Here is a 22,074-nt window from a genome sequence, read left to right as displayed (position 1 = left end):
ATTTTGTATGTCTAGAGAATGATGGTTTGAAACTATTCGAGGAGGGTGATTTTTATGAAAGTTTAGACAGCTTTGCTAAATAAGGACTAAGCAGTTTATATAAAAATAACATTAAAATAACTAATAAATGCAAATAAAAGATAATTTCATTAAGGTAATGATGATGACTTTAATTATTATAATGAGCTTCACATGCTGTAAAAAATCAGAAAAAAGACGGGAAACTATTTCTGAAAATGAAATGATTGATGAGCAGTTTTTAACCGAAGAAGACTAGTCGAAATTGACTCCGGATCTTGTTTTGGATATTCTTAAAAAGAGAAATAATGATTTTGCTAATGATAATTTGACCATTCGGAATACCTCGCAAAGAATAAGAAAGGCTTCTTTAGGACAATATCCCAAAGCCGTTGTACTGTCTTGTCTGGATTCAAGGGTGCCGGTGGAGGATGTTTTTCATTCAGGAATTGGAGACTTGTTTGTAGCGAGGGTTGCTGGAAATATTAGCAATGAGGATATTTTGGGAAGTTTGGAATTTGCATGTAAAGTATCCGGTGCAAAAGTAATTATAGTCTTGGGGCATGAACATTGTGGTGCTGTAAAATCAGCAATTGACCATGTGGAACTCGGTAATATTACCGCTCTTTTATCCAAAATAAGACCGGCTATAGAGAAGGTCAATGGTTTTAAAGGAGAAAAAACCTCTGGTAACAATGAATATCTGGAGGCTGTTACAAAGGCAAATATTAATCAGACTATATTCAACATAAGAAATAGCAGTCTTATCCTAAAAGAAATGGAAGCAAAAGGAGAAATAAAAATAGTTGGTGGGGAATATCATATGGAGACAGGAAATGTAGAGTTTCTAAGCAATTAAAAAAATAGCGGTTATCACTTATACGGATGTGTAGGATAAAGAGAAAAGCTCCGGTTGTACTGTGTTTGTGAATAAATAGAAGGTAAAATGAGGGACTTTTTTTCCTGAAGATTCCAAATACGAAATGAAGGTATTCTGGCAGATTTGGCTGGTGATAAAGAGTAAACCTTTGATAGCCAGTAATACTCCGGAAGTGGTAACTGCTTTTTTGATAATTAAAACCTAATTACAGTCGAACATTCTGCGAAATCAGCTGATTCTCAGATTGTCAATTGTATATAATTTGTGCTAAGGTTCATCGTTTTATATATTTTCTCACAGTTTCATTCCAGGTATTAGTAGATTATGAAAGAAAGAGAATATTTTAATTTTCAATCTGATCTACTTTTTGCCTAAAGTATTTGTAACAGTTTATAGGTAACCACAGTAAAATTTTTACTGTGGTTTTTTGATAGTCATTTTAAAGAAGTTCCACCTCCTCAGGTATTACAAAAAGAATAATACAGCCTTTTTCAGATTTTACGGAATGTTTAAAATTAGGTGGGGTATACAAATAATCTCCTCTTTCAAGCTGGGCTCCTGCAATACTGGCATCACCTTCCATGATAAATAGTTCTTCTCCGGCGGGATGATTGTGATAAGGATAGCTGGCTCCCGGTTCAAATTTTAAAAGAATGCTGGTAGAACGGTTTTTCTCTGGATCAAATTTTAAAGATTTTACAAAAATACCTTCATAATGAATCCCTTTTTCAATTAATGGCTGCCATTCTTTTTGTTCTGTTTTTACGATGTAATCGTGGATGTTGGTGTTCATGATATATAAATTTTAATTGTTATTGTAAAAATTGGTCTAAACTCCACTGATAGCGGGAGAAAGTACTCAGGAGAAATGCTCCGGCACTGAATGCAAAGACAGAATAATCTAAAGGTTCTTTAATGCCGAAAGAAATACTCATTGCAACCGCAAATAATAAAGTGAGAATGGAGGCGCATTTTGCTGTTCCTTTTATCTGATAGCCTAGCAGCAGCAGAATACCGATTGATAATTCAGCTGCAGTAGACAATACGGCAATAATAGAAGCCCATGTCTGCGGTAAAAATGAATTTGTTTCAGCGGTATAATCAACAAAATTTTTCCAACCTGAAGATTGCGCTCCCCAAAGATTCAGCCTGCTTGCTACGGCAGATAAAAATCCAAATGCCAAAGTGATCCTTAATAAAAAAAGGGCGGTGTCCTGTTGAGTTTTCATACTATAATTTTTAGGTCTTAATTACAGGTACAAAGTTCAACGAAAACCTTTGCCTAAAGAATAGACAATTCCAGAAAAAGCATATAATATTTAAATGCTGAAAAGAAGAATAATCGAAAAGTTATGAGCTTTTTTTATTCAAACGGAAAACTAAACTTCCTTTACCGCTTTCTGATAATCTTTGGGAGAACGGGAAGTATGTTTTTTAAAGAAATTCGAAAAGTAAAAAGGATCATTGAAGCCAAGCAGGTAAGCAATTTCTTTTACCGTTAGTTTTTCATACAGTAAAAGTCTCTTTGCTTCAGAAATAATAAGACTGTAGATGACATTCTGAGCCGTTTTGCTGGTATGGAGTTTTGAAACCTCATTCAGTTTAGCTTCAGTGGTTCCAAGGATATCAGCAAAATGAGAGACCTGATAATTATTTTTGAAATTGTTTCTGACACTTTCAAGGAATTTTAAAAATAAAGCATCCGGTTTCCAGATTTCATCACCGTTGGCAATTTTACTGCGGTTGATTTCCACCAACAGCAATTCCACCAGAGAATGGGTAGAGATCAGATATTGATAAGGCTGATCCAGAATTTCTTTTTCAATGGTGTTCAATGTTTCAGTGAAAAATTCAGGATGTTGTACGGTGATCATTTCATTCATTCCGAAATGACAAAAAAGTCCGTTGTGAAAAATAAGTTCGATATCACTGTCACTTTTACAGAAAAAATCCAGCGTAAATTCCAACGCAGTAAGTTCTCCATCCACAGATTTTAATTGATGAAACTGTCCGGAAGTAATTGTGATGGTCTGTCCGGTTTTCAGGATAAAAATATTTTCGTCAATCAGAATTTCAGCACTTCCGTGATGGCACCAGAATAATGTGTATCTGATGACCCGTCTTGGTTCAGGATGGCCTGCCTGATTAGAATATTTTTTTATTTCAATCATGTTTAAACCTATTTAAGAATAGAAAATTCCATTTTTATACTGTATCAGAAAGCAAATTTATCATGGACTAAATTACAAAATGTTTAACTAAATTGATTAGTCTCAAAGTCATATTGTTAAAGAAAAATACTTAAATTCGTGTAGATTTAAACAAAAATTCAGAATGAAATACTCTAAAATTATTATCGTTGTTACTCTGTTTTTATTTCAGTTAGGAGCCGCACAGGAAAAAGCAGATGTAGTATTAAATACAGCTTTCAAAGAAGCTAAAGCAGGCAAGAAAAATGTTTTACTGGTATTCCATGCTTCATGGTGCAAATGGTGCAAGATGATGGAGAAAAATATGGATCTTCCTGAAGCCAAACCTATTTTTGATAAACGATTTGTTACTGCTTATGTAGATGTTCAGGAAAGAGGTGACAAGAAAAGCCTTGAAAACCCAGGTGGACAAGATCTGATGAATAAATATAAAGGTGAAAATGCAGGACTTCCTTTCTGGCTGATTCTAAATCCAAAAGGAGAAGTATTGGCAGATTCCTTTAATGCCAAAGGAGAAAATCTGGGATCACCAGCCACGCCGGAAGAAGTAACCACTTTCATTGCCAAGCTGGAAAAATCCTCAAAACTAAATAATGAAGAAGCACAGACCATAGAAAAGGTATTTGTGAAGAAATAAGACTTAAAAAAATAGAAAAATTCCTCCAACGAATTCATTGGAGGGATTTTTATTATATCATCGGTTGATTAAAGCTTCTTATAGTAATATTCAATATTCGTCCATAAAACCTGATCTCCTGATTTTGTCATATCAGATGGAGTGATAAAAAGAATTCCAAACATATTGTCATATTGGGTAGTGCCAAAAGATACATTCTGAACAACCGTCAGACCATTACCACTTTCTCTCGATTCACGTTTCATATACTGTAATGTTCTCTTCAAAGTAAAGGTAGAATTCTCTTTATTGAAATCACCAATGTAAGTTGGTTTATTAGTATTATTCTCTTTGATGAGTACAGAGTCATTTTCGATCGTGAAACTATACGTGAAATCTGTAGATGAGGTTTCAGAAATCAATTTGATGGTCTTGTTTGTGAGATCAAGACTTATCTTTTTCCACGCAGGTTCCTGGTACATGCTCCAGTATTTGTTTAGATAAGATTCATCAGGATTAGATTTACTTCCGAATGATCCGGTATAAAGAGTGGTTCCTTTTACTGCATAGCTTTTGAATTCAAATTGATACATTTCTTTATCAATTGGCTTCGGATCATCAATGGTGTTATCATTATTTCCACATGAGATCATCGAGAGCGATATCATCGCAGCATAAAAAGGGTACTTCATCGTTATTTTTTTTACAAAAATAGAGGTTTTACACGTCTTGGTGAAATAGAATAGGGTGTCATTTGTCAGTAATAAAGCGAAAAAGCAAAAAGACGAATTCACTTATTTGCCTTTTTGCTTTTTATTTTACATGTTATTTCCCAAAATACATCATATCCTGCTTCTGTTGTTCATTATAAATGATCTGGAAGCTTACAGGCATATATTGATAAAGGAGTTTCCAATGTTGAATCTTTGCGTGTTTTTTGAAGCTTTCAAAGGATCTTATAAACAGATTTTCAATCATGGTTCTTACATAAGAATCCCCATTTTTATAGATTGAGTCCATCAGTTTAAGGTGATGGGCAATAATACTGATTTTAGATTCCTGTAAAAGATTCTTCAGATAGTTCACGGTAGCCTGCATGATCCCAGCGAAATTGTCCTGAACAGACAATTGTGTGATTTCATTGCGAAGTGGCGGATAGAAAAATTTTAAGTATTCAACAGCTATTTTTTGATTAATAGTTTGCATTTGTACTTTCATCATAATTTAGAATTTTTCAAACACTTTTTATTGCAGCGAAATGTATACCAAAATTTAAAGGCATGCTGCAAAAATAAATACTCCTGCTATCACAGCGATGTGAGTGAGTAATATCTCTGCATTGTGTCTGTTAGTCGTAGTTTTCCAGGTTTTCCAGTCTGAAATCCTTCTTATTTTATTTTTCATAATCTATTGATTGTGAGTTATTTTTAATTTTGTTTAATTTAAACACTTTGTAATGAAACGGATAAAAAATGTAATAAAACCTATATACCGTGACTGTAAATTTGTCTTGAATACACCTTCTGAAGATTGGTAGAAATGTGACTAAAAATCACTTTTCTGTATTCTTCACTGCAGAAAGCGGTACAATTGTCCAGAGAATAGATAAAAGTAGTCTCAATAGCATTCTTTAATACCGTATCTCCGTCAGTGTAAATTTTGTCCATTTTCTGTAAACTTCTGAACAGCAGATTTCTGTCATTTTGGCGGATCATGTTTTTAATACGCTCTGTGAAAGTGCGGATGATGCTGTAGGAGTTTTGAATTTTGATTTCTTTCACTTCTTGTTCAAAATCAGGAACCACATCTGTGATTTCCTTTACGGCTTGTAGATAATTCATAATATTATATTTTAATGGTGAGTTTGTTCCAGCATTCTGATGATGGCGCCAAAGATGAAAATGGTTAAAAAAGCAAAGAAGAGCAGATGATAGGGCTTCAGCCACTTTGGAGTTTCAGGTCCTCTGCTTTTTAATCTTCTCAGCTTGTCTATTCTGTTTAAAGTCTTTAAGTCCATATTTCTATGTTTTCAAATCATGATGCCAATGGTATTCCGTTGGAAATGGATTTTATATAAACTACTGTTATTTAGTTTATTGTGGTTTTATCCTTGTTGTTTTTAATTAAAAAAGCATGTCAAAATGATAAGGATTTTATCAAAATGGAGAAGGTTTAAGAATAAATTACTTGCCTTAAAACTCACCACAAAGTCACAAAAGAGTTGAACTGTTAAATTATTTAAGGTCACCAGCTTTATGTATAAGAAGTACTCATAAGTTTTGAAAATCTTAGATTTTCACCTTTAGTGAACTTTTTAGTGTTATCATTAACCTTCTAAAATGTGCTAAAGTGTTTAAAATAAAACCTTTTGTGCCTTTTGTGGTAGAAAATAAAGTTTACATTCTACCAAAATCAATATTATTTTTAAGTTTCGCAGAAAGAATAAGAATGAATATCTTTGCAGTCCAAATATTCAGAAAAATGTTTTCAAAAATAATAGTACACAGAGTCGGAAATAAAATCAATGGAGATTCTCTGACGCTTTCGCAGGAGGAATTGAAGCTGGAAGAAGGAATGGCAGAAATGCTTGAGGATTACTTTTTAGGTTCTTTTAAATCGGAAGAAACTTTCCATTTTTATAGTGATACTTACCTGGTGAATAATCCGGTTTACAGTGCAGTATCAGAAATTTTTGATGACAAATCCAAATTTATCTGGGAATCTGAAAACCTTGCAAAGCATCTTTTCGAAGCTGCAGAAAACCCAAGAGTTCAGAGTGGGGAACTTTTCATTGTTCTTTTTGAAGATGAAAGTGACCGTCCGGATAGAGTAGACAAAATCGGGATCTTTAAAACGGAGAAGAGAGAATCTTTCTTGAAAATTAATCCTTCCGAAGAAACATTTGATATTGAAAAAGATCAGGGAATCGGTTTGTCTAAAATTGATAAAGCGGCTTTGATCTACAACAACAATAAAGAAACCGGATATGTACTTTCTGTAGTTGATAACAACAAAAACGGAGATATGTACTATTGGTTCGAAGATTTCCTGAAAGTAAAGCAGCGTGATGATGAATATTTTCACACGCAGGAAGCTTTGATGGTCTATAAAGACTATATCACAAAACAGCTTCCTCAGGAATTTGAAGTTTCCAAAGCAGACCAGGCCGATTTCCTGAATAAATCTATCAATTTCTTCAAGGAAAAAGAAGAGTTTAAACTGGATGAATTTGCCAGTGAAGTATTGGGAGATGAGCACGTGATTGAAAGTTTTGTGAACTTTAAAACAGATTACGAACAGGATATGCAGGTGAATATTGCTGAAGAATTTCCAATCAGTGAAGCAGCGGTAAAAAAGACTCAAAGACACTTTAAAAGTATCATTAAGCTTGATAAAAATTTCCATATCTACATCCACGGAGACAGACAGAAACTGGAAATGGGGGAAGATGATAAAGGAAAATACTACAGACTTTATTTCGAAAAAGAGGTATAAAAAAGAATTCTCCCATTCAATAATAATATCATAACTTTATCTCACCACACAAAATAAAAGTTATGAAATTTTTGATCATTTTCTGGGGGGCTTTTTTCTTTTTTTTCAGTGCTCCTTTTCCCATTTTCATCTATATGATGGGTGAGGAACTGGCGACAGAACCGAGAAATTCATTAGCTGTGAGCTATGGATATCTCGGTTTTTCTTTGCTTATATGGCTGTATGTTATTGCCTTTTTTGTCAATATTCTTTTTATAAAGACCTTTAAAGAGAAGAATACTATTCAATCTATATTGCGGAACGGAATTCCGAGAGACGCAAAAATCATCAACTATAAACTCCTGAAGTATATTCCGAAAACCAATATGAATATTATTCAGATTGTTCTTTCGTTTCCTAATCTCAGAAATACATTGATTGAACATGAAATGATGTTTCACGACTCCAAGCCAAAGGAAAAAAGGTTTGATGTCGGAAATAAGGTGAAGGTTCTGCTTAATCCTAACGTTTCACAGGAGCCTTACTTTATTTTAAGTGATCAGAAAGTGGGATTCAATACCTCCGGAATTGTTTTAAGAATTGTGTTTGCTGTATTTCTGATTGCTTACATAACCGGACTCTATTATTATTTCTATATGAGGGAATCTTTTGATTTTGGCTGGAGATTTCTGACTTTTATGCACCCGATTATTTTCAGTGGAGTAATGACCCTTATTTATATATTGGTTTTTCAGTTACTGATCAGCAGGCTTTTTAAAAATAAAAAAGAAGAACGAATCCTCTTCTCAGGAAGAAATGCGGAAGCCAATATTATCAGTGTAAGCCAGACGGGTCTTCTTGTAAATGATCAGCCACAAATTATGTTTCAGGTAAGTTTTAAAGATTTCAGAGGAACTGAACATATCACCGTTTACAAGAAAGTTGTCAGCCTTTTAAATCTTTCTTCTGTCCCTAAATACGGAAGCATTGAAATCATGTATGATGAGAACGATCCGAAGAAAATTATGATTCCTAAAGGGTTTTAGGGTAAAATAAAGTAATGTATCGAATTAATTATTTAACATAAATAAAAATAACAAAAAGCATTTTTTTAATAAATGCTTTTTATTTAAGTAATATGATAAATCAATTCAATTTTATACGAAAAAAAATTAAGTAAAAGATATATTTTTTTTCAGAAAATCAACTGCTTAACATAATAAAAAACATCCTATAGATATGAGGTTGTTGTATATATTTGAGACCTAATTAAAAAATGTATTTTATGAAAAAAATTAAAAAAATGACTCGTGAGGATCTTAAAACTGTAAAGGCAGGCCAAGTTTGGTATGCTGAAACTTCTTGTGGCGTACAAGCTACCACTACCCAAGATTGGACAGCAGAGCAAGCAAATGCTTGGGTTGAAGCTCTTGAAGCAAATTATTGTAAGGCAGCTTCTCATTACGGACCTAGTAATAATCTAGCCTAATTAATGTAAATGCACTTATAGTAAAAGTTAACATTATAAGTGCAATTTATAATGAAAATATTTCTTATGCATTACCATAAAAAACTAATACAACTGTTCATTTTATTTTATAGTGCTATATTCTTTACCCAATCATACAAACAGGATACTCTGCGTGGGGAATTCACTTATCAATTAAAAGCAAAATTTGACACACGAACTGATTATCTACATGAAGAAAAATTTTCATTACAGATAGGAGATAACCGTGCATTTTTTGCCAGTGTTATATCGCTAAAAGGTGATTCGGTTATGGCAAATTCAGGAACAACTACAAAGAATGCTGATGGCAGTATAACTCTTGGTTGGAAAAAAGGAGTTGTGATTCCGAAAACAGGTTTATCTTTTACCATAATTCAATCTAACGAAAATATACAATATTTTAAATCAGTTGGAATGTCTTTACTTACTTATAAAGAACCAATAATAAAGAATTGGAAGCTTGCGGATGAGACCAAAGTAATTAATACAATTAATTGTAAAAAGGCACAAGTTACTTTTAAAGGTCGGAACTGGATAGCATGGTATTCTCCTGAAATCCCGTTGCCTTACGGTCCATATAAGTTTAGCGGATTACCAGGACTAATTGTCAAAATAACAGATGATAAAGGAGATTTTGATTTTGAGCTGATAAAATCTATACCTGCATCTAAATTAAAAGGTAAATTAATTACCATTAAAAAAAGCAGATATACAGAAGCGATAGAGACCACGCAGCAAAAATTAAAGCAAGCAGTTAGAAATGCTGATGCCAATGCTGCCGCCGTACTTGCAAGTTATGGAACAACAATTATACAAGGTCAAGAAATGATGAGGCAAAGACAAAAGGAAAGAGACGAAAATAAAAAATACGAAAACCCGATAGAATTAGAAAAAGATCAGTAACTAGCTGATCTTTTTTCGTATACTGATCAGACTGTAACCCAATCAAACATTCAAGAATCTGAAATCTTGTTTTGTTAAAAAGAGACCTTTCTTATTTAACTAGGAAGGGGTTGAAGTTTCCTCTTTGCCTTCTTCTCCTCATTAGCTATCTTTGTTTCTTTAGCTGAATCATATGAAAACAAAAATAGTCGATCTTACAAAACCCATTCAATACAATGCAGGTGACCCCTGGTTCATGAGGGTGAAAATTAAACATAAAGCACACAGAAAATCACACTGGCTGATTCGGTTGGCACTAAGACTTCCCGCGAGACTTTTTCCTAAAAACTGGACGGGCTGGGCAGATGACACGATCAAAAATATGGGACTTCATGCTACAACCCATATTGATGCTCCATGGCATTATGGTCCTGTCGTAGAAGGCAAACCGGCTAAAACCATAGATCAGATTCCTTTGGAGTGGTGCTTTGGAGATGGAATTGTGATTGATTGTACTCATAAAGAAGATTTTGTGGCCATCACTATAGATGATCTGAAAAAAGACCTTGATAAGAACGGAATTACTATAGAGGAAGGAAATATTGTTTTGATCAGAACCGACCGTGACAAAATGATGGGAACCTCAGATTTTGTAGAAAAAGGAACCGGAATGAGCAAAGAAGCTACAGAATGGCTGATTGATCAGGGCGTGAAAGTAATGGGAATCGACCAATGGGGTTGGGATCTTCCTCTGAAATATATGGCGCAGAAAGCCAAAGAACTCAATGATCCCGAATTCTTCTGGGAAGGGCATCGCGTAGGTATCGAAAAAGAATATTTACACATTGAGCAGCTTACAAATCTTAGTGCATTACCTCCATCCGGATTTAAAATCTGTGTATTTCCGCTTAAAATTGTCGGTGGTTCTGCAGCTCCGGCAAGAGTGGTAGCGATGATGAATGAATAGAATGCAAAAGGAGAATTTGTTCTATTTTATCGGTGTTCTCACAGTAATTTAGCACAAAATAAAAAAGGGTAAATCTGCCTATTGACAAATTTACCCTCTTATCTTTCTATTCTTTCGCTTGACTAGTTTTTCTTTCTGAAAAACAATGATCTGCTATACTCAAAATTCATTCTGGCGATATTGAGTACGGAAATTCCTTGCGGACATTCCACTTCACAGGCTTCTGTATTGGAGCAGTGCCCGAATAATTCGGTATCCATCTGAGCCACCATATCCAGAACCCTTTTGCTTCTTTCTTCTTTCCCCTGAGGAAGAAGAACCATATGGGTGATCTTGGCAGACGTAAACAAAGCTGCACTGCCGTTTTTACACGTAGCAACACAAGCTCCACATCCGATGCACGCCGCAGAATCAAAAGCTTCCTCGGCTGTCTGGTGGGTAACCGGAATGGCAGTGGCATCAGGAGCCTGACCTGTATTTACAGATACAAAACCTCCTGAAGATATAATTCTGTCAAAAGCAGAGCGGTCTACTTTTAAATCTTTCTTTACAGGGAATGCCTCGGCACGGAAGGGTTCTATCAGAATCGTTTCACCATCTTTAAAAGACCGTAAATGAAGCTGACAGGTCGTTGTATTTTTCAGAGGACCATGGGCAATACCGTTAATCATCATTCCACATTGTCCGCAGATTCCTTCACGGCAGTCGTGATCAAATTCTACAGGTTCATCACCTTCGATGATCAGTTTTTCGTTCAATGTATCCAGCATTTCTAAGAAAGACATATGAGAATTCAATCCTTTCAGGTCATAACCTACCAGTTTCCCTTCACTTTTTCTGTCTTTCTGTCTCCATATCTTAAGATGTAAATCCATAATTTTCTGTTTTTCTATTTGTAACTTCTTACCGTTGGCTGAATTTCTTCAAAGGTTAAAGGTTCCTTGATCAATTCTGGTTCGCTATTTTCACCTGCCCATGCCCATGCAGAGATAAACTGGTATTCTGCATCATTTCTCATGGCTTCTCCGTCCGGAGTCTGGAATTCTTCGCGGAAATGAGCACCGCAGGATTCGTTACGGGTTAAGGCATCATAGCACATCAGTTCTCCAATTTCGAAATAATCGGCAACACGGCCTGCTTTTTCCAGTTCGGTATTCATTTGACCTCCCTGTCCGGAAACCCTTACGTCCTTATAAAATTCCTCTTTCAGTTTTCGGATTTCCTGAATGGCATATTTCAGACCTTCTTCATTTCTGGCAAGTCCGCAATAATCGTACAGGAGTTTTCCTAATGTTTTGTGGAAATAATCTACAGTTTTGCTTCCTTTGATATTGATAAAATCAGTAATTTGGTTTTTAACGGCATTTTCAGCCTGTTCAAATTCAGGCGAATCCGGTGAAATTTTCCCGGTGTGAATTTCATCTGCCAGATAGTTTGCAATGGTGTAAGGCGCAATGAAATATCCGTCTACAGAAGCTTGTAAAAGAGAGTTGGCTCCCAATCTGTTAGCTCCATGATCCGCAAAATTAGCTTCACCTAAAGCAAATAATCCCGGAACGGTAGTCATCAACTCATAATCTACCCAAAGGCCACCCATTGAAAAGTGGGCAGATGGAGAGATCATCATGGGTTCTTTATAGGCATCATATCCCGTTATTTTAAGATACATATCAAATAAATTTCCATATTTCTCTTTGATTTTATCCTTTCCCTGTTCCTGTATTGCTTTAGAGAAATCAAGATACACTGCATTTTTCAAAGGCCCGATTCCAAAACCTGCATCAATTCTTTCCTTTGCAGCACGGGAAGAAATATCTCTCGGAGCAAGATTCCCGAAAGCCGGATATCTTCTTTCAAGGTAATAATCCCTCTCATTTTCCGGAATATCATTTACTGGCCTGTTTTCAGCTTCCTTCAGCGGTACCCAGATACGTCCGTCATTACGTAATGATTCAGACATTAAGGTCAGTTTAGACTGATAATCTCCGGATTGCGGAAGAGAAGTAGGGTGCACCTGAATCCAGCTTGGAGAAGCCATTAAAGCCCCTTTTTTATGAGCTCTCCAGATGGCAGAACCATTACATCCCATAGCAAGAGTGGACAGATAATAGATTTTCCCGTAACCTCCCGTTGCCAGTACTACAGCATGAGCTGCGTGTCTTTCAATATCTCCTGTGTCTAGATTCCTTACGATAATTCCTCTGGCTTTACCATCAACCGTAACCAAATCAAGCATTTCATGTCTTGAAAATAATTGTACCGAACCTTTTCCAACCTGTCTCATTAAAGCCTGATAAGCTCCTAGCAGCAGCTGTTGTCCAGTTTGTCCCCTTGCATAGAAAGTACGGCTTACCTGAACCCCTCCGAAAGAACGGTTGTTCAGATACCCTCCATATTCACGTCCGAAAGGAACTCCCTGAGCTACGGCCTGATCGATGAGGTTCAGAGAACATTCTGCCATGCGGTATACATTGGCTTCACGGGCTCTGAAATCTCCTCCTTTCAGGGTATCAACAAACATTCTGTACACACTGTCACCATCATTTTTGTAATTTTTAGCGGCATTTACACCTCCCTGCGCTGCCACAGAGTGTGCTCTTCTCGGGCTGTCCTGGAAACAGAATGATTTGACATTATATCCCATTTCTCCCAAAGAAGCTGCAATAGAGCTTCCTGCAAGTCCCGTTCCTACAACAATCACATCCAGTTTTTTACGGTTGGCTGGGTTGACGAGTCTTGCTTTCTTTTTATAATTTTCCCATTTATGTTCCAATGGGCCTTGTGGTATTTTCGAATCTAAAATCATGACCGTTCTGTTTAATGATAAGTAAAGAATACATACACCGGCATCAATGCAAAACCTACACAGATAATGATTGAATAGGCAATTCCGATAGTTTTGAACCATTGTACAAACTTAGGGTGATAAAGCCCCAGAGTTCTTACAGCACTGTATATTCCATGAATCAGGTGATAACACAATGCGATCATTGATAAAACATAAATGATAACGTACCACCATTCTTTAAAGACATTCACTACTAAAATGTATAGGTCTTTATTTCCGTTCTCATCCAAAGGAGGATTTCCGAATTTGTAGATATACCAGAAGTTCTGGAAATGGATTACTAGGAAGATCAGGATTAAGGTTCCGAGGATTCCCATATTTCGGGAAGCCCATTTACTGGCTCTTCCACGTCTGTCTGTCTGATAACCGCCACCGGACTTTCTATTTTTTAAACTAATAATCAATCCATCTACAGCATGCAGAATAATACTGGCATACAAAACGTAAGAAACTATTTTGATAATAATATTTCCAGATAAAAAATGCGAATAGGCATTAAACTGCAGATGTGCTTGCTCTTGTGGCAGAAAAAGCTGAAGATTTCCAAGGAAATGAATCAACAGGAAGAATCCCAAAAAGAGTCCTGTAAGGCACATCAGCATTTTTCTTGACAATGTTGATAACATATTTTTGATTTAAAAATTAATAATATCCTAAGACTTTCATCCACAATCCTCCTACAACCATATAAATGATCAAGAGAACGATTCCTATTTCAAGACCTCTGAGCCACCATACTTTCAGGTCTACATATCCGCTTCCGAAAAATACCGGAGCAGGACCGTGTCCGTAATGGGTAAGCACACCATAAATAGAACCCATGAAACCTAGCATCATCGCCAATAGCATAGGAGGAATTCCCAAAGAAACACCAACCCCTAACAATGCAGCATACATGGCTGCTACGTGAGCTGTAGCACTTGCAAAAATATAGTGACTGAAGAAATAGACGATAATAATAACCGGGAAGGCTACCTGCCAGCTCAGACCTCCGATCTGAACTTTGATAAGGTTACTGAACCAGCCAATGAAGCCTAATTCATTCAAAGAACTTGCCATCATTACCAATACGGCAAACCAAACAATGGTGTCCCATGCTCCTTTTTCACTTTTTACATCCTCCCAGGTTAATACTGAGGTTAGCAGCAATAATGTTAATCCGATAAATGCAGTAGTTGTTGCATCAATAGAAAGCGCTCCTCCAAATATCCAAAGGGCTAACAGAATAAAGAATGCCAAGAGCATCAGCCATTCATTTTTAGAGATAGGTCCCATTTCTTTTAATTTCTGAGCGGCCATTTTCGGAGCATCACCTGTTTTTTTCAGTTCTGGCGGATATAATTTGTATAATACCAAAGGAACCACAAAGAATGCTACTGCACCGGGAATAAAACCAGCAGCAGCCCATGACATCCAGGTAATATCAATCCCCAGATTGGCTGCAAATTTCTGACACATCGGGTTACTTGCTGTCCCGGTAAGGAACATAGAAGAAGCGATGAGGTTCATATAATAACTGTTTAACGTCAGGAATGATCCTAATTTTCTATGGGTTTCCGGTTTGTCAGGTACGGAATCAAAGCTTATCGCCATAGACTTCATGATTGGGTAAATAATTCCGCCACCTCTTGCTGTATTGCTCGGAATAGCAGGTGCCAGACAAACATCGGCAAGGCCCAATCCGTAAGCCAATCCCAATGAGCTTTTACCAAAAACTCTGATGAACAGAAAGGCAATACGGTTTCCAAGTCCTGTTTTGATAAATCCTCTGGCGATAAAGAAGGAAATCCCGATCAGCCAGATTACTTTATCTCCAAAACCGGAAAGAGCTTTTGTAATAGATTTTCCTGCATCTCCGGGAGCAACAACCTGTGTAAGGGCTGTGAAACCAATGGCCATCATACACATCGTACCCATTGGAGCAGCTTTAAGGATGATTCCTAAAATAGTGGCTGCAAAAATGGCAAACAGATGCCAGGCATTCTCGGCAACACCTTCCGGAGCAGGAATGAACCATATGATCAACGCAACAACAAATGTGATCGCTACGTTTCTGATATTTATTTCTTTCATAATACTAACTATTTAATGGGTTAAAACCTACTTTGCACTTGCACAATAAATAGATTATTGTTGTATTGTGAGGTGTTTTCCACCTGATATTTATAGCGGTCAAACTGTACTCCCAGCTGAATTCTTGCACCGTAATTTTTCAGGAATTCTAGGCCGAACATCGGGGTAATCGTTTGTCTTGGGTTGGAAGCCAATCTGAAATTGGTGTCAAGATATTCATATCGGCAGGACAGTTCGAAGGCACTCAGATTTTTGTGGTTGATCTCATATCTTAGATTTGGAAGGAAGTATGCTCCGCGGATCAGATATTGGTCAGGATTCTCAGGTCTCAATTCAGGTGCAATGGAGTTATACAGGACATGGTTGGTAGCCTGTTTTGCTTCCAGCTGCATATCAAGACTCCATTTCGGATCAAACTGAATCAGTGAGCTTAGGTCTACTCCCAGTGCATATACTTTTTTACTGAATACTTCTCCAGTACCACCATTCAAACCTACATTGAAATTGTATTTTTTGGATAATCCAAAAACAAGGCGGGTAGAATACTGTTTTCCGTTGTCATTATCATTAATCTGGTTTTTTCCATTTCCGTTCACCACTGAAACAGCGTATTGGAAAGGAATTTCTCCCAGCTGAAGCTGTCCTGTAGCAGACATTCCGATCTGGAAACTCGTCCAGCCCAGTTTTCCGAATTCTGTATACTGATTAGACCAGTCTAAAGATTTAATAATATCAATGGGATAAGTTTCTTCAATACCAAACCAAGGTCTGAATTGACCGACTGTAATGGCTAATTTAGGATTGAAAGTATACTTCAGATAAGCATTTTCAAGAACCCTGCTTTTAGGATCATTTTTAAAATCGGCAAGATTGGCCAAAACAACAACTTCTGTGCGTTTGCTGATCTGTGCCCGAACCTGAACTCTCATGTATTTAAGCATGAAATTATTATCAGTTCCGGAACCATCCATATGATGAAGTCCATTAACATCTACATCTTTACTCATCCCAACCAGATAACGTGCCTGAAAAAGGCCTTTGATCTGCAGTTGCGGATATTTTACATTGTCTTCTTCCTGTGGAGGAGAGGTGGTCTTCAGAGAGTCCTGATTTTGTGCATAAGCTGATAACCCGCAGGCCAGCAAGCACAGGATCAGGCTTTTCTTTTTTATCGAAAAAAAGGCCATATCTATTTTTGTTTTTTACTGTGAATATTATTTTACCACACCGACTTTATAACCACTTGCAAATATTGATTTGACTTCCTTCAGAGAAAGAAAATGGTGTTCGGTTAATCATAATGCAGTATGCTTAGGGTATTATTTTGCTAAGCAGAAGCATTGTTGTGATGAAATATCTATTTTAATCCTAAGAATGTGAACGGTGCAGATTCTTTAAAATTTGCATTGGATTTACCGTTGTAAGTGTTGTTATTACTCAGATCCAGTTTCATCACTTTTCCCTTAGCACTTAGGTCGAAATCTTTAAGATCTACCCAAAAAGTATTCGGTGTGAAAACCGTTTCAAAATAATATACCAGGTTTTTCTGATCTGATACAGAGCGCCATCTGGTTGATGAAATATTAGGCTCTGTTGCAGAAGTAATTCCATAAGGGACGGAACAATTTCTGATGACACTGAAAACACTCGCTATAGCTGTACGGGTATCAGCAGTCTGCGGTATTGCATTCACATAGTAAGAAGCTCTTACGAAGCGGTCTGCAGCTCGGTTAGTTCCCGGAAGCATTACCGTTCCCGGAATTCCTTTCCAGTAATTGTTTAGAGCCAGCTGTTCTTCAAAAACAGGAGAATTGGTCATTACCGTATAAGACGGATCATGATGAATAACCAGTTTACCGTCAATATACTCAAATACGGCATTGTCTCCTGAAGCATCGGAAATGGAAAGATGAATTGTTGTAAATCTTTCCGTCCCAGGAATATAATCACTTACAATAACGAAAGGTTCTTTTCGTGAAAATTCTACTGCTTCTTTTACTGTGGCGAAATTATCGAGATAATATTGTGCCCATAATGATATGGCAAGTCCCTTTTTACTTCCTTTTCCATCAAATTTCGGATACTGGGATTCTCCTAACCAAAGAAGGTTGGCAACCAGTCCTTTTTCGTTCATTCCGTCTGCAGATGCAATATCCCAGGAAGAGCTGATCAGGCTTCCATATTTGGAATTCCATTTTACAGATTTAGAGCCTACTAGTCCGTTGCGGTCTATTCCTTTTGGGAACACCCACAGGTTAGCAGGGATTTCGTCACGCCAGTCCATAGAACGGGCTGTAATAACGGTATTCTGAGGGCCTTTGTAAACTACTCTTGTACATGCTTCTGATGGATTCCATAATCCTATAGAGAGGACCAGAGAAAATAAAATTAATGGGAACTTTTTCATAATAGTATTATTTGAATTTAAATTTTATATTGAATTTATTGTGAATAATTCAATTAATTTTGATCATATTCATTATTTGGTGATATAAATTTAGATAAATTTGTTTAAATAAAATAATTATTAAGGTTAATAATGTGTAATTCATGTTATGAATCATGGTTAAAGAGTGAAAACGTGATTAATGGATTTTTTTTTGTAAATTTTAGATATATCTCATAAAAAAGAGGTGAAAATGAAGAATATTTTAATGTGTTTTTTACAGGTGTATTGTATGAAAATAGAAGGGGCAGAAATTTGAAATAGGTACCACAAAATAGAAAGCTGTTTCAAAAAGCACTATATTTGATAGTTAGACTGAAGAGATATATGAATTTTATAGAATGCCATGAAGAACCTATCCATATTCCGGGTTCTATACAAAGTTTTGGTTATTTGATTGGCATTGATGCGGAGTCCCATACCATTACTTTTTTTAGCCGGAATATTTCGGATATATTTAAAATCGGGAGTTCAGAGGAGCTGTTCGGAAGAAAGCTTGCTGACTTTCCGGAAAGTTTTCAAAGCATTATTGATTCAGAAATCTATACTTCACTGGATAAGTTTACCAGAAGGAAGAATGAAACTTATTTTGACAAGATTTTTATTGGTGATACAGAGTACCATTTTTCTGTTTTCAGAAGTGAACTTTATATCTTCATGGAGTTTGAAGAAGTTCTGATTAACCCTAATAAACGGATTTCAAATAAGTACGATAACTTTTACATCATCGATAATGAAAAGGAGCTCTGGAATCATCTTCTGGAAACCCTGTCGAAGGTGGTGAACTATGACCGTATGATGGTTTACAAATTCATGATGGATGGTTCAGGAAAAGTAATCGCTGAAAAGAAAAATGAGAATATGGAAAGTTTTCTGGGGCTTCATTATCCGGAGTCTGATATTCCAAAACAGGCACGGGATCTTTATCTGAAAAAAAGAAAGAGAATCTTCAGCAATGTATATGCGGATACGGTTCCTATTTTGAGCAAAAGTCCTGAAAATATTGACCTTACTTTCTCTGCATCCAGAGGAATGTCGCCTGTTCACGGGCAGTATCTTAAAAATTCAGGAGCGGCTTCAAGCTTCAGTGTTTCAATTATTATTGATGATCATCTTTGGGGGTTGGTAACCTGCCAGAATGTAGAGCCTAAGCATATTGACCTTGAAGACAGGGTACAGGCCGGAATTTTCACGACTCTGGCTGCGAATGCTTATTCATCATTTAAATCCAAAAGCGAACTGAATTACCGTTTGGAACTGAATGAGAAAGTATCTCAGCTTAAAACGGAGTTCTTAAAACATAATATTCTGTTTGATTCTCTTATTGAGTGTAAAACAGAGATCAGAAATTTACCCGAGGCAGATGGGCTTGCCATTGTTTCGGATGAGAGCATCGTAACAGACGGTAAAACTCCTAATCCGGAAAGTCTTAGTAGAATTGTACAGTGGGCACTTGAGAATACCAATGAACGGATCTATGTGAACCGCAGCTTCCTTAAGGATCACGGTGGAGAACTGGATGTGCCTAAAAATGCTGCAGGTATGATTATTTATTTTATTGAAAGAGATAAAAATGAAATGCTGATCTGGTTTCGGAAAGAATTTGATGAACATATCAACTGGGCTGGCAATCCGGAGAAAAAAATAGGTGTATTTTCTCAGAATGGAGAAGAAAAGCAAATGGTATCACCGAGAACTTCCTTCCACATTTTTACAGAAAATATCAAAGGGAATTCTAAAAGATGGAATTCCAGAAACGTAAGTGCGGTACAGGCTGTAAGAGATTTGATTTTAGAAACCTCTCACAAAAATTATAATGCCATTAAAAGGCTTAATGATGAGTTGAAAAAAGTGAATGACGAACTTGATAGTTTTTCTTACACGATTTCACATGACCTGGGAACTCCGCTTACAGTAATGAAACTGAATGCACAAATGCTTTTGGGAAATCTTACCAATGATTCTACAAAAAGCAAAACCAAAATCAACACGATTATCGAGGAAATCGACAATATGGCGGAAATGATGCATGATGTACTGCAGCTCAGCCGCGCCAAGCATAGTGAAATACAGCTTGAAAGTCTGAAAACGGCTCATACGATTGAAAAAATTTCTCTAAATGCCAAGATGACCTACGGCAGTCCGAATAGTGAAATTATCATTAAGGAATGCCCGGATGTATTGGCTGATAAAACCATGCTTCATCAGGTATTCCTGAATATCATCAATAATGCCGTGAAATATTCATCCCACAAAGATCTTCCGAAAGTGGAAATTGAAGGGACAGAAGACGGGCAGACTGTTATTTACAGGATTTCTGACAATGGTATCGGTATTCCTGAAGAGGAGAAGCACAAGATGTTTAAAATCTTCAACAGGATGGACAATGCCAAGAAATTTAAAGGAAATGGAGTAGGGCTGTCTATTGTACACCGTATCATGAAAAGAATAGGAGGAAATGTGGATTATGAAAGCAGTAGTGAGGGAACTTCCTTTATTTTAACGTTCAAAAAGCCTTATATTTGAGAAACTTTTAAAACGTTATTTATGGTATCAGAATATCTTAAACAGAATACAGCAGATTATCACGATGCAGCAGAGAAACTTTTTAATTCTGAAAAGATTTTTAACAAAACTTTCACTTTAGAGGATTATAAAAAGATCATCCATACCAATTACCTGATGCTTCTTCACAGTGAAGCCAAAATATTCAGCAGCCTTTCTGATAAGTATGCAGAAAAGCTTCAGCTTGATGCAAGAAAGAAGCTTTCTCTTATTGAAAAAGACCTTAAAAGCCTTTCTCTGGAAAATCAGGCTGCTACCCACAATCTTGAATTCAACAATGAGCATGAAGCGCTTGGAGCAATGTATGTGATTGAAGGTTCTACGCTTGGTGGGAACGTAATTGCTAAACAGCTTTCTAAAACGGAAGGTTTTGATGAGGTTACTTTCAACTTTTTCGGATGTTATCAGGAAAATACAGGGCCTATGTGGAAAAATTTCAAGGAGGTTCTGGATACGGAAGTGGCTGAAGAAAACTACCATGACGTGCTTTCCGGGGCGAAAAAGCTGTATACGTTTTTACTGAACGTCAACTAATTTATTTTAATTCTAATTAAATTCCTGAAAAATTGCGCATTTTTTCAGGAATTGTTAAATTTGGGGAGTTTCAAATTTAAACTTAACTAACAAAAAATAATTTTAAAAAGTAACAATATGAAAGTAACTGTAGTAGGTGCAGGCGCTGTAGGAGCAAGCTGTGCGGAATACATCGCAATGAAGAACTTCTGTTCAGAAGTAGTTTTGGTAGACATTAAAGAAGGGTTTGCTGAAGGGAAAGCAATGGATCTGATGCAGACAGCATCTCTTAACGGATTTGATACAAAAATTACGGGTACAACAGGAGATTACAGCAAAACTGCAGGTTCTCATGTAGCAGTAATCACTTCAGGGATCCCAAGAAAACCTGGAATGACAAGAGAAGAATTGATCGGTATCAACGCTGGTATCGTGAAAGAAGTTACTGAAAACTTAGTAAAACATTCTCCGGAAGTAATCATTATTGTAGTTTCTAACCCAATGGATACTATGGCTTATCTTGTTCACAAAACTTCAGGTCTTCCTAAGCACAAAATCATCGGAATGGGTGGTGCATTAGACTCTGCAAGATTCAAATACAGATTGGCTGAAGCGTTAGAAGCTCCAATTTCTGATGTTGACGGAATGGTAATTGCTGCTCACAGTGATACAGGTATGCTTCCATTATTGAGCAAAGCTACAAGAAATGGGGTTCCTGTAACTGAATTCTTAAGTGAAGATCAACAAAAATATGTAATCGAAGAAACTAAAGTAGGAGGAGCTACTCTTACGAAATTATTAGGAACTTCTGCTTGGTATGCTCCAGGTGCAGCAGTTTCTGTAATGGTTCAGGCGATTGCATGTGACCAAAAGAAAATGATTCCTTGTTCTTTAATGCTTGAAGGTGAGTACGGACAAAACGATATCTGCTTAGGAGTTCCTGCTATCATTGGAGCAAACGGAGTAGAATCTATCGTAAACGTAACGCTTACTGCTGAAGAGCAATTGAAATTCTCTGAAGCTGCAAATGCAGTAAGAGAGGTGAATGGAGATCTTAAATTCTAATTTACTG

The 22,074-nt window shown here is 36.5% G+C and carries 24 protein-coding genes; 10 read left to right on the top strand and 14 right to left on the bottom strand.

What is annotated here, in order from left to right:
* The first annotated feature begins 283 nt into the window (after positions 1-283).
* Positions 284-877 (top strand): carbonic anhydrase family protein, encoded by a 594-nt coding sequence (locus AC57AW_RS20340; RefSeq protein WP_496353346.1) that lies wholly within the window; start codon positions 284-286, stop codon positions 875-877.
* 460 nt (positions 878-1,337) lie between these two features.
* Here the strand turns inward: AC57AW_RS20340 and AC57AW_RS20335 are convergent, their stop codons facing one another.
* The 3 genes from AC57AW_RS20335 to AC57AW_RS20325 all read right to left on the bottom strand — a co-directional run bounded on the left by AC57AW_RS20335 (position 1,338) and on the right by AC57AW_RS20325 (position 3,069).
* Positions 1,338-1,691, bottom strand: coding sequence for a cupin domain-containing protein (locus tag AC57AW_RS20335; RefSeq protein WP_318846871.1), 354 nt, complete (start codon positions 1,689-1,691; stop codon positions 1,338-1,340).
* A 19-nt stretch (positions 1,692-1,710) separates the two neighbouring features.
* Positions 1,711-2,127, bottom strand: coding sequence for a DoxX family membrane protein (locus AC57AW_RS20330; protein WP_496353345.1), 417 nt, complete (start codon positions 2,125-2,127; stop codon positions 1,711-1,713).
* 150 nt (positions 2,128-2,277) lie between these two features.
* Positions 2,278-3,069 (bottom strand): helix-turn-helix domain-containing protein, encoded by a 792-nt coding sequence (locus tag AC57AW_RS20325; RefSeq protein WP_496353344.1) that lies wholly within the window; start codon positions 3,067-3,069, stop codon positions 2,278-2,280.
* Positions 3,070-3,232: 163 nt separating this feature from the next.
* Between AC57AW_RS20325 and AC57AW_RS20320 the strand changes: the two genes are divergently transcribed.
* Positions 3,233-3,745 (top strand): thioredoxin family protein, encoded by a 513-nt coding sequence (locus tag AC57AW_RS20320; RefSeq protein ID WP_496353343.1) that lies wholly within the window; start codon positions 3,233-3,235, stop codon positions 3,743-3,745.
* Positions 3,746-3,813: 68 nt separating this feature from the next.
* Here the strand turns inward: AC57AW_RS20320 and AC57AW_RS20315 are convergent, their stop codons facing one another.
* The 5 genes from AC57AW_RS20315 to AC57AW_RS20295 form a co-directional block, all read right to left on the bottom strand.
* Entirely contained in the window at positions 3,814-4,416 is a 603-nt protein-coding gene (locus tag AC57AW_RS20315; protein ID WP_496353342.1) for a hypothetical protein, read from the bottom strand.
* A gap of 133 nt (positions 4,417-4,549) precedes the next feature.
* Positions 4,550-4,945 carry a DUF7674 family protein gene (locus AC57AW_RS20310; protein ID WP_318846876.1) on the bottom strand — a complete coding sequence of 132 codons (396 nt, stop codon included), beginning with the start codon at positions 4,943-4,945 and terminating at the stop codon, positions 4,550-4,552.
* A gap of 51 nt (positions 4,946-4,996) precedes the next feature.
* On the bottom strand, positions 4,997-5,128 hold the full coding sequence (locus AC57AW_RS20305) for a hypothetical protein (protein ID WP_318846877.1): 132 nt from the start codon (positions 5,126-5,128) through the stop codon (positions 4,997-4,999).
* 80 nt (positions 5,129-5,208) lie between these two features.
* A complete protein-coding gene (locus AC57AW_RS20300; RefSeq protein WP_318846878.1) occupies positions 5,209-5,565 on the bottom strand; it encodes a DUF7674 family protein in 357 nt (118 codons plus the stop codon).
* A gap of 11 nt (positions 5,566-5,576) precedes the next feature.
* The gene (locus tag AC57AW_RS20295) at positions 5,577-5,741 is read right to left on the bottom strand and encodes a hypothetical protein (protein WP_496353341.1); all 165 of its coding nucleotides are present in this window, start codon (positions 5,739-5,741) and stop codon (positions 5,577-5,579) included.
* Between the two features lie 464 nt (positions 5,742-6,205).
* Here AC57AW_RS20295 and AC57AW_RS20290 point away from each other — a divergent pair, with 464 nt between their 5' ends.
* From AC57AW_RS20290 to AC57AW_RS20270, 5 genes are all read left to right on the top strand, one after another.
* On the top strand, positions 6,206-7,219 hold the full coding sequence (locus tag AC57AW_RS20290; protein ID WP_318846880.1) for a nucleoid-associated protein: 1,014 nt from the start codon (positions 6,206-6,208) through the stop codon (positions 7,217-7,219).
* Between the two features lie 62 nt (positions 7,220-7,281).
* Positions 7,282-8,244, top strand: coding sequence for a hypothetical protein (locus AC57AW_RS20285; RefSeq protein ID WP_496353340.1), 963 nt, complete (start codon positions 7,282-7,284; stop codon positions 8,242-8,244).
* Positions 8,245-8,483: 239 nt separating this feature from the next.
* Positions 8,484-8,687 carry a bacteriocin-like protein gene (locus AC57AW_RS20280; protein WP_496353339.1) on the top strand — a complete coding sequence of 68 codons (204 nt, stop codon included), beginning with the start codon at positions 8,484-8,486 and terminating at the stop codon, positions 8,685-8,687.
* 66 nt (positions 8,688-8,753) lie between these two features.
* Positions 8,754-9,611 (top strand): GLPGLI family protein, encoded by an 858-nt coding sequence (locus AC57AW_RS20275; RefSeq protein ID WP_496353338.1) that lies wholly within the window; start codon positions 8,754-8,756, stop codon positions 9,609-9,611.
* 172 nt (positions 9,612-9,783) lie between these two features.
* A complete protein-coding gene (locus AC57AW_RS20270; protein WP_318846882.1) occupies positions 9,784-10,557 on the top strand; it encodes a cyclase family protein in 774 nt (257 codons plus the stop codon).
* A 122-nt stretch (positions 10,558-10,679) separates the two neighbouring features.
* Here AC57AW_RS20270 and AC57AW_RS20265 read toward each other — a convergent pair whose 3' ends face one another.
* The 6 genes from AC57AW_RS20265 to AC57AW_RS20240 all read right to left on the bottom strand — a co-directional run bounded on the left by AC57AW_RS20265 (position 10,680) and on the right by AC57AW_RS20240 (position 17,885).
* Entirely contained in the window at positions 10,680-11,432 is a 753-nt protein-coding gene (locus AC57AW_RS20265) for a succinate dehydrogenase/fumarate reductase iron-sulfur subunit (RefSeq protein WP_496353337.1), read from the bottom strand.
* A 14-nt stretch (positions 11,433-11,446) separates the two neighbouring features.
* On the bottom strand, positions 11,447-13,363 hold the full coding sequence (locus AC57AW_RS20260) for a fumarate reductase/succinate dehydrogenase flavoprotein subunit (RefSeq protein ID WP_496353336.1): 1,917 nt from the start codon (positions 13,361-13,363) through the stop codon (positions 11,447-11,449).
* 11 nt (positions 13,364-13,374) lie between these two features.
* Positions 13,375-14,031, bottom strand: coding sequence for a succinate dehydrogenase cytochrome b subunit (locus tag AC57AW_RS20255; RefSeq protein WP_496353335.1), 657 nt, complete (start codon positions 14,029-14,031; stop codon positions 13,375-13,377).
* A gap of 16 nt (positions 14,032-14,047) precedes the next feature.
* Entirely contained in the window at positions 14,048-15,478 is a 1,431-nt protein-coding gene (locus AC57AW_RS20250) for an anion permease (RefSeq protein WP_496353334.1), read from the bottom strand.
* Positions 15,479-15,498: 20 nt separating this feature from the next.
* On the bottom strand, positions 15,499-16,665 hold the full coding sequence (locus AC57AW_RS20245) for a porin (RefSeq protein WP_496353333.1): 1,167 nt from the start codon (positions 16,663-16,665) through the stop codon (positions 15,499-15,501).
* Between the two features lie 170 nt (positions 16,666-16,835).
* On the bottom strand, positions 16,836-17,885 hold the full coding sequence (locus AC57AW_RS20240; protein ID WP_496353332.1) for a linear amide C-N hydrolase: 1,050 nt from the start codon (positions 17,883-17,885) through the stop codon (positions 16,836-16,838).
* A gap of 366 nt (positions 17,886-18,251) precedes the next feature.
* Here AC57AW_RS20240 and AC57AW_RS20235 point away from each other — a divergent pair, with 366 nt between their 5' ends.
* The 3 genes from AC57AW_RS20235 to AC57AW_RS20225 all read left to right on the top strand — a co-directional run bounded on the left by AC57AW_RS20235 (position 18,252) and on the right by AC57AW_RS20225 (position 22,067).
* A complete protein-coding gene (locus AC57AW_RS20235) occupies positions 18,252-20,450 on the top strand; it encodes an ATP-binding protein (protein WP_496353331.1) in 2,199 nt (732 codons plus the stop codon).
* Between the two features lie 21 nt (positions 20,451-20,471).
* Complete coding sequence (locus tag AC57AW_RS20230; protein WP_318846890.1) at positions 20,472-21,023, top strand: biliverdin-producing heme oxygenase; 552 nt, start codon at positions 20,472-20,474, stop codon at positions 21,021-21,023.
* A gap of 117 nt (positions 21,024-21,140) precedes the next feature.
* Positions 21,141-22,067: a malate dehydrogenase gene (locus AC57AW_RS20225; RefSeq protein ID WP_318846891.1), complete on the top strand. Its 927-nt coding sequence runs from the start codon at positions 21,141-21,143 to the stop codon at positions 22,065-22,067.
* Positions 22,068-22,074 lie beyond the last annotated feature (7 nt).

It is taken from the genome of Chryseobacterium sp. BGA-UO-ETr-SB22 (genome assembly GCF_059567885.1).
Note: the sequence above shows the minus strand (reverse complement) of the source record. Positions and strands in the feature narration are given on the sequence as shown.

Coding starts and splice junctions, on each gene's coding strand:
- AC57AW_RS20300 (WP_318846878.1), bottom strand. CDS start 5,565: ATGAATTATCTACAAGCCGTAAAGGAAATCACAGATGTGGTTCCTGAT.
- AC57AW_RS20305 (WP_318846877.1), bottom strand. CDS start 5,128: ATGAAAAATAAAATAAGAAGGATTTCAGACTGGAAAACCTGGAAAACT.
- AC57AW_RS20255 (WP_496353335.1), bottom strand. CDS start 14,031: ATGTTATCAACATTGTCAAGAAAAATGCTGATGTGCCTTACAGGACTC.
- AC57AW_RS20260 (WP_496353336.1), bottom strand. CDS start 13,363: ATGATTTTAGATTCGAAAATACCACAAGGCCCATTGGAACATAAATGG.
- AC57AW_RS20335 (WP_318846871.1), bottom strand. CDS start 1,691: ATGAACACCAACATCCACGATTACATCGTAAAAACAGAACAAAAAGAA.
- AC57AW_RS20295 (WP_496353341.1), bottom strand. CDS start 5,741: ATGGACTTAAAGACTTTAAACAGAATAGACAAGCTGAGAAGATTAAAA.
- AC57AW_RS20250 (WP_496353334.1), bottom strand. CDS start 15,478: ATGAAAGAAATAAATATCAGAAACGTAGCGATCACATTTGTTGTTGCG.
- AC57AW_RS20225 (WP_318846891.1), top strand. CDS start 21,141: ATGAAAGTAACTGTAGTAGGTGCAGGCGCTGTAGGAGCAAGCTGTGCG.
- AC57AW_RS20230 (WP_318846890.1), top strand. CDS start 20,472: ATGGTATCAGAATATCTTAAACAGAATACAGCAGATTATCACGATGCA.
- AC57AW_RS20275 (WP_496353338.1), top strand. CDS start 8,754: ATGCATTACCATAAAAAACTAATACAACTGTTCATTTTATTTTATAGT.
- AC57AW_RS20245 (WP_496353333.1), bottom strand. CDS start 16,665: ATGGCCTTTTTTTCGATAAAAAAGAAAAGCCTGATCCTGTGCTTGCTG.
- AC57AW_RS20285 (WP_496353340.1), top strand. CDS start 7,282: ATGAAATTTTTGATCATTTTCTGGGGGGCTTTTTTCTTTTTTTTCAGT.
- AC57AW_RS20240 (WP_496353332.1), bottom strand. CDS start 17,885: ATGAAAAAGTTCCCATTAATTTTATTTTCTCTGGTCCTCTCTATAGGA.
- AC57AW_RS20315 (WP_496353342.1), bottom strand. CDS start 4,416: ATGAAGTACCCTTTTTATGCTGCGATGATATCGCTCTCGATGATCTCA.
- AC57AW_RS20280 (WP_496353339.1), top strand. CDS start 8,484: ATGAAAAAAATTAAAAAAATGACTCGTGAGGATCTTAAAACTGTAAAG.
- AC57AW_RS20235 (WP_496353331.1), top strand. CDS start 18,252: ATGAATTTTATAGAATGCCATGAAGAACCTATCCATATTCCGGGTTCT.
- AC57AW_RS20265 (WP_496353337.1), bottom strand. CDS start 11,432: ATGGATTTACATCTTAAGATATGGAGACAGAAAGACAGAAAAAGTGAA.
- AC57AW_RS20320 (WP_496353343.1), top strand. CDS start 3,233: ATGAAATACTCTAAAATTATTATCGTTGTTACTCTGTTTTTATTTCAG.
- AC57AW_RS20330 (WP_496353345.1), bottom strand. CDS start 2,127: ATGAAAACTCAACAGGACACCGCCCTTTTTTTATTAAGGATCACTTTG.
- AC57AW_RS20270 (WP_318846882.1), top strand. CDS start 9,784: ATGAAAACAAAAATAGTCGATCTTACAAAACCCATTCAATACAATGCA.
- AC57AW_RS20310 (WP_318846876.1), bottom strand. CDS start 4,945: ATGATGAAAGTACAAATGCAAACTATTAATCAAAAAATAGCTGTTGAA.
- AC57AW_RS20325 (WP_496353344.1), bottom strand. CDS start 3,069: ATGATTGAAATAAAAAAATATTCTAATCAGGCAGGCCATCCTGAACCA.
- AC57AW_RS20290 (WP_318846880.1), top strand. CDS start 6,206: ATGTTTTCAAAAATAATAGTACACAGAGTCGGAAATAAAATCAATGGA.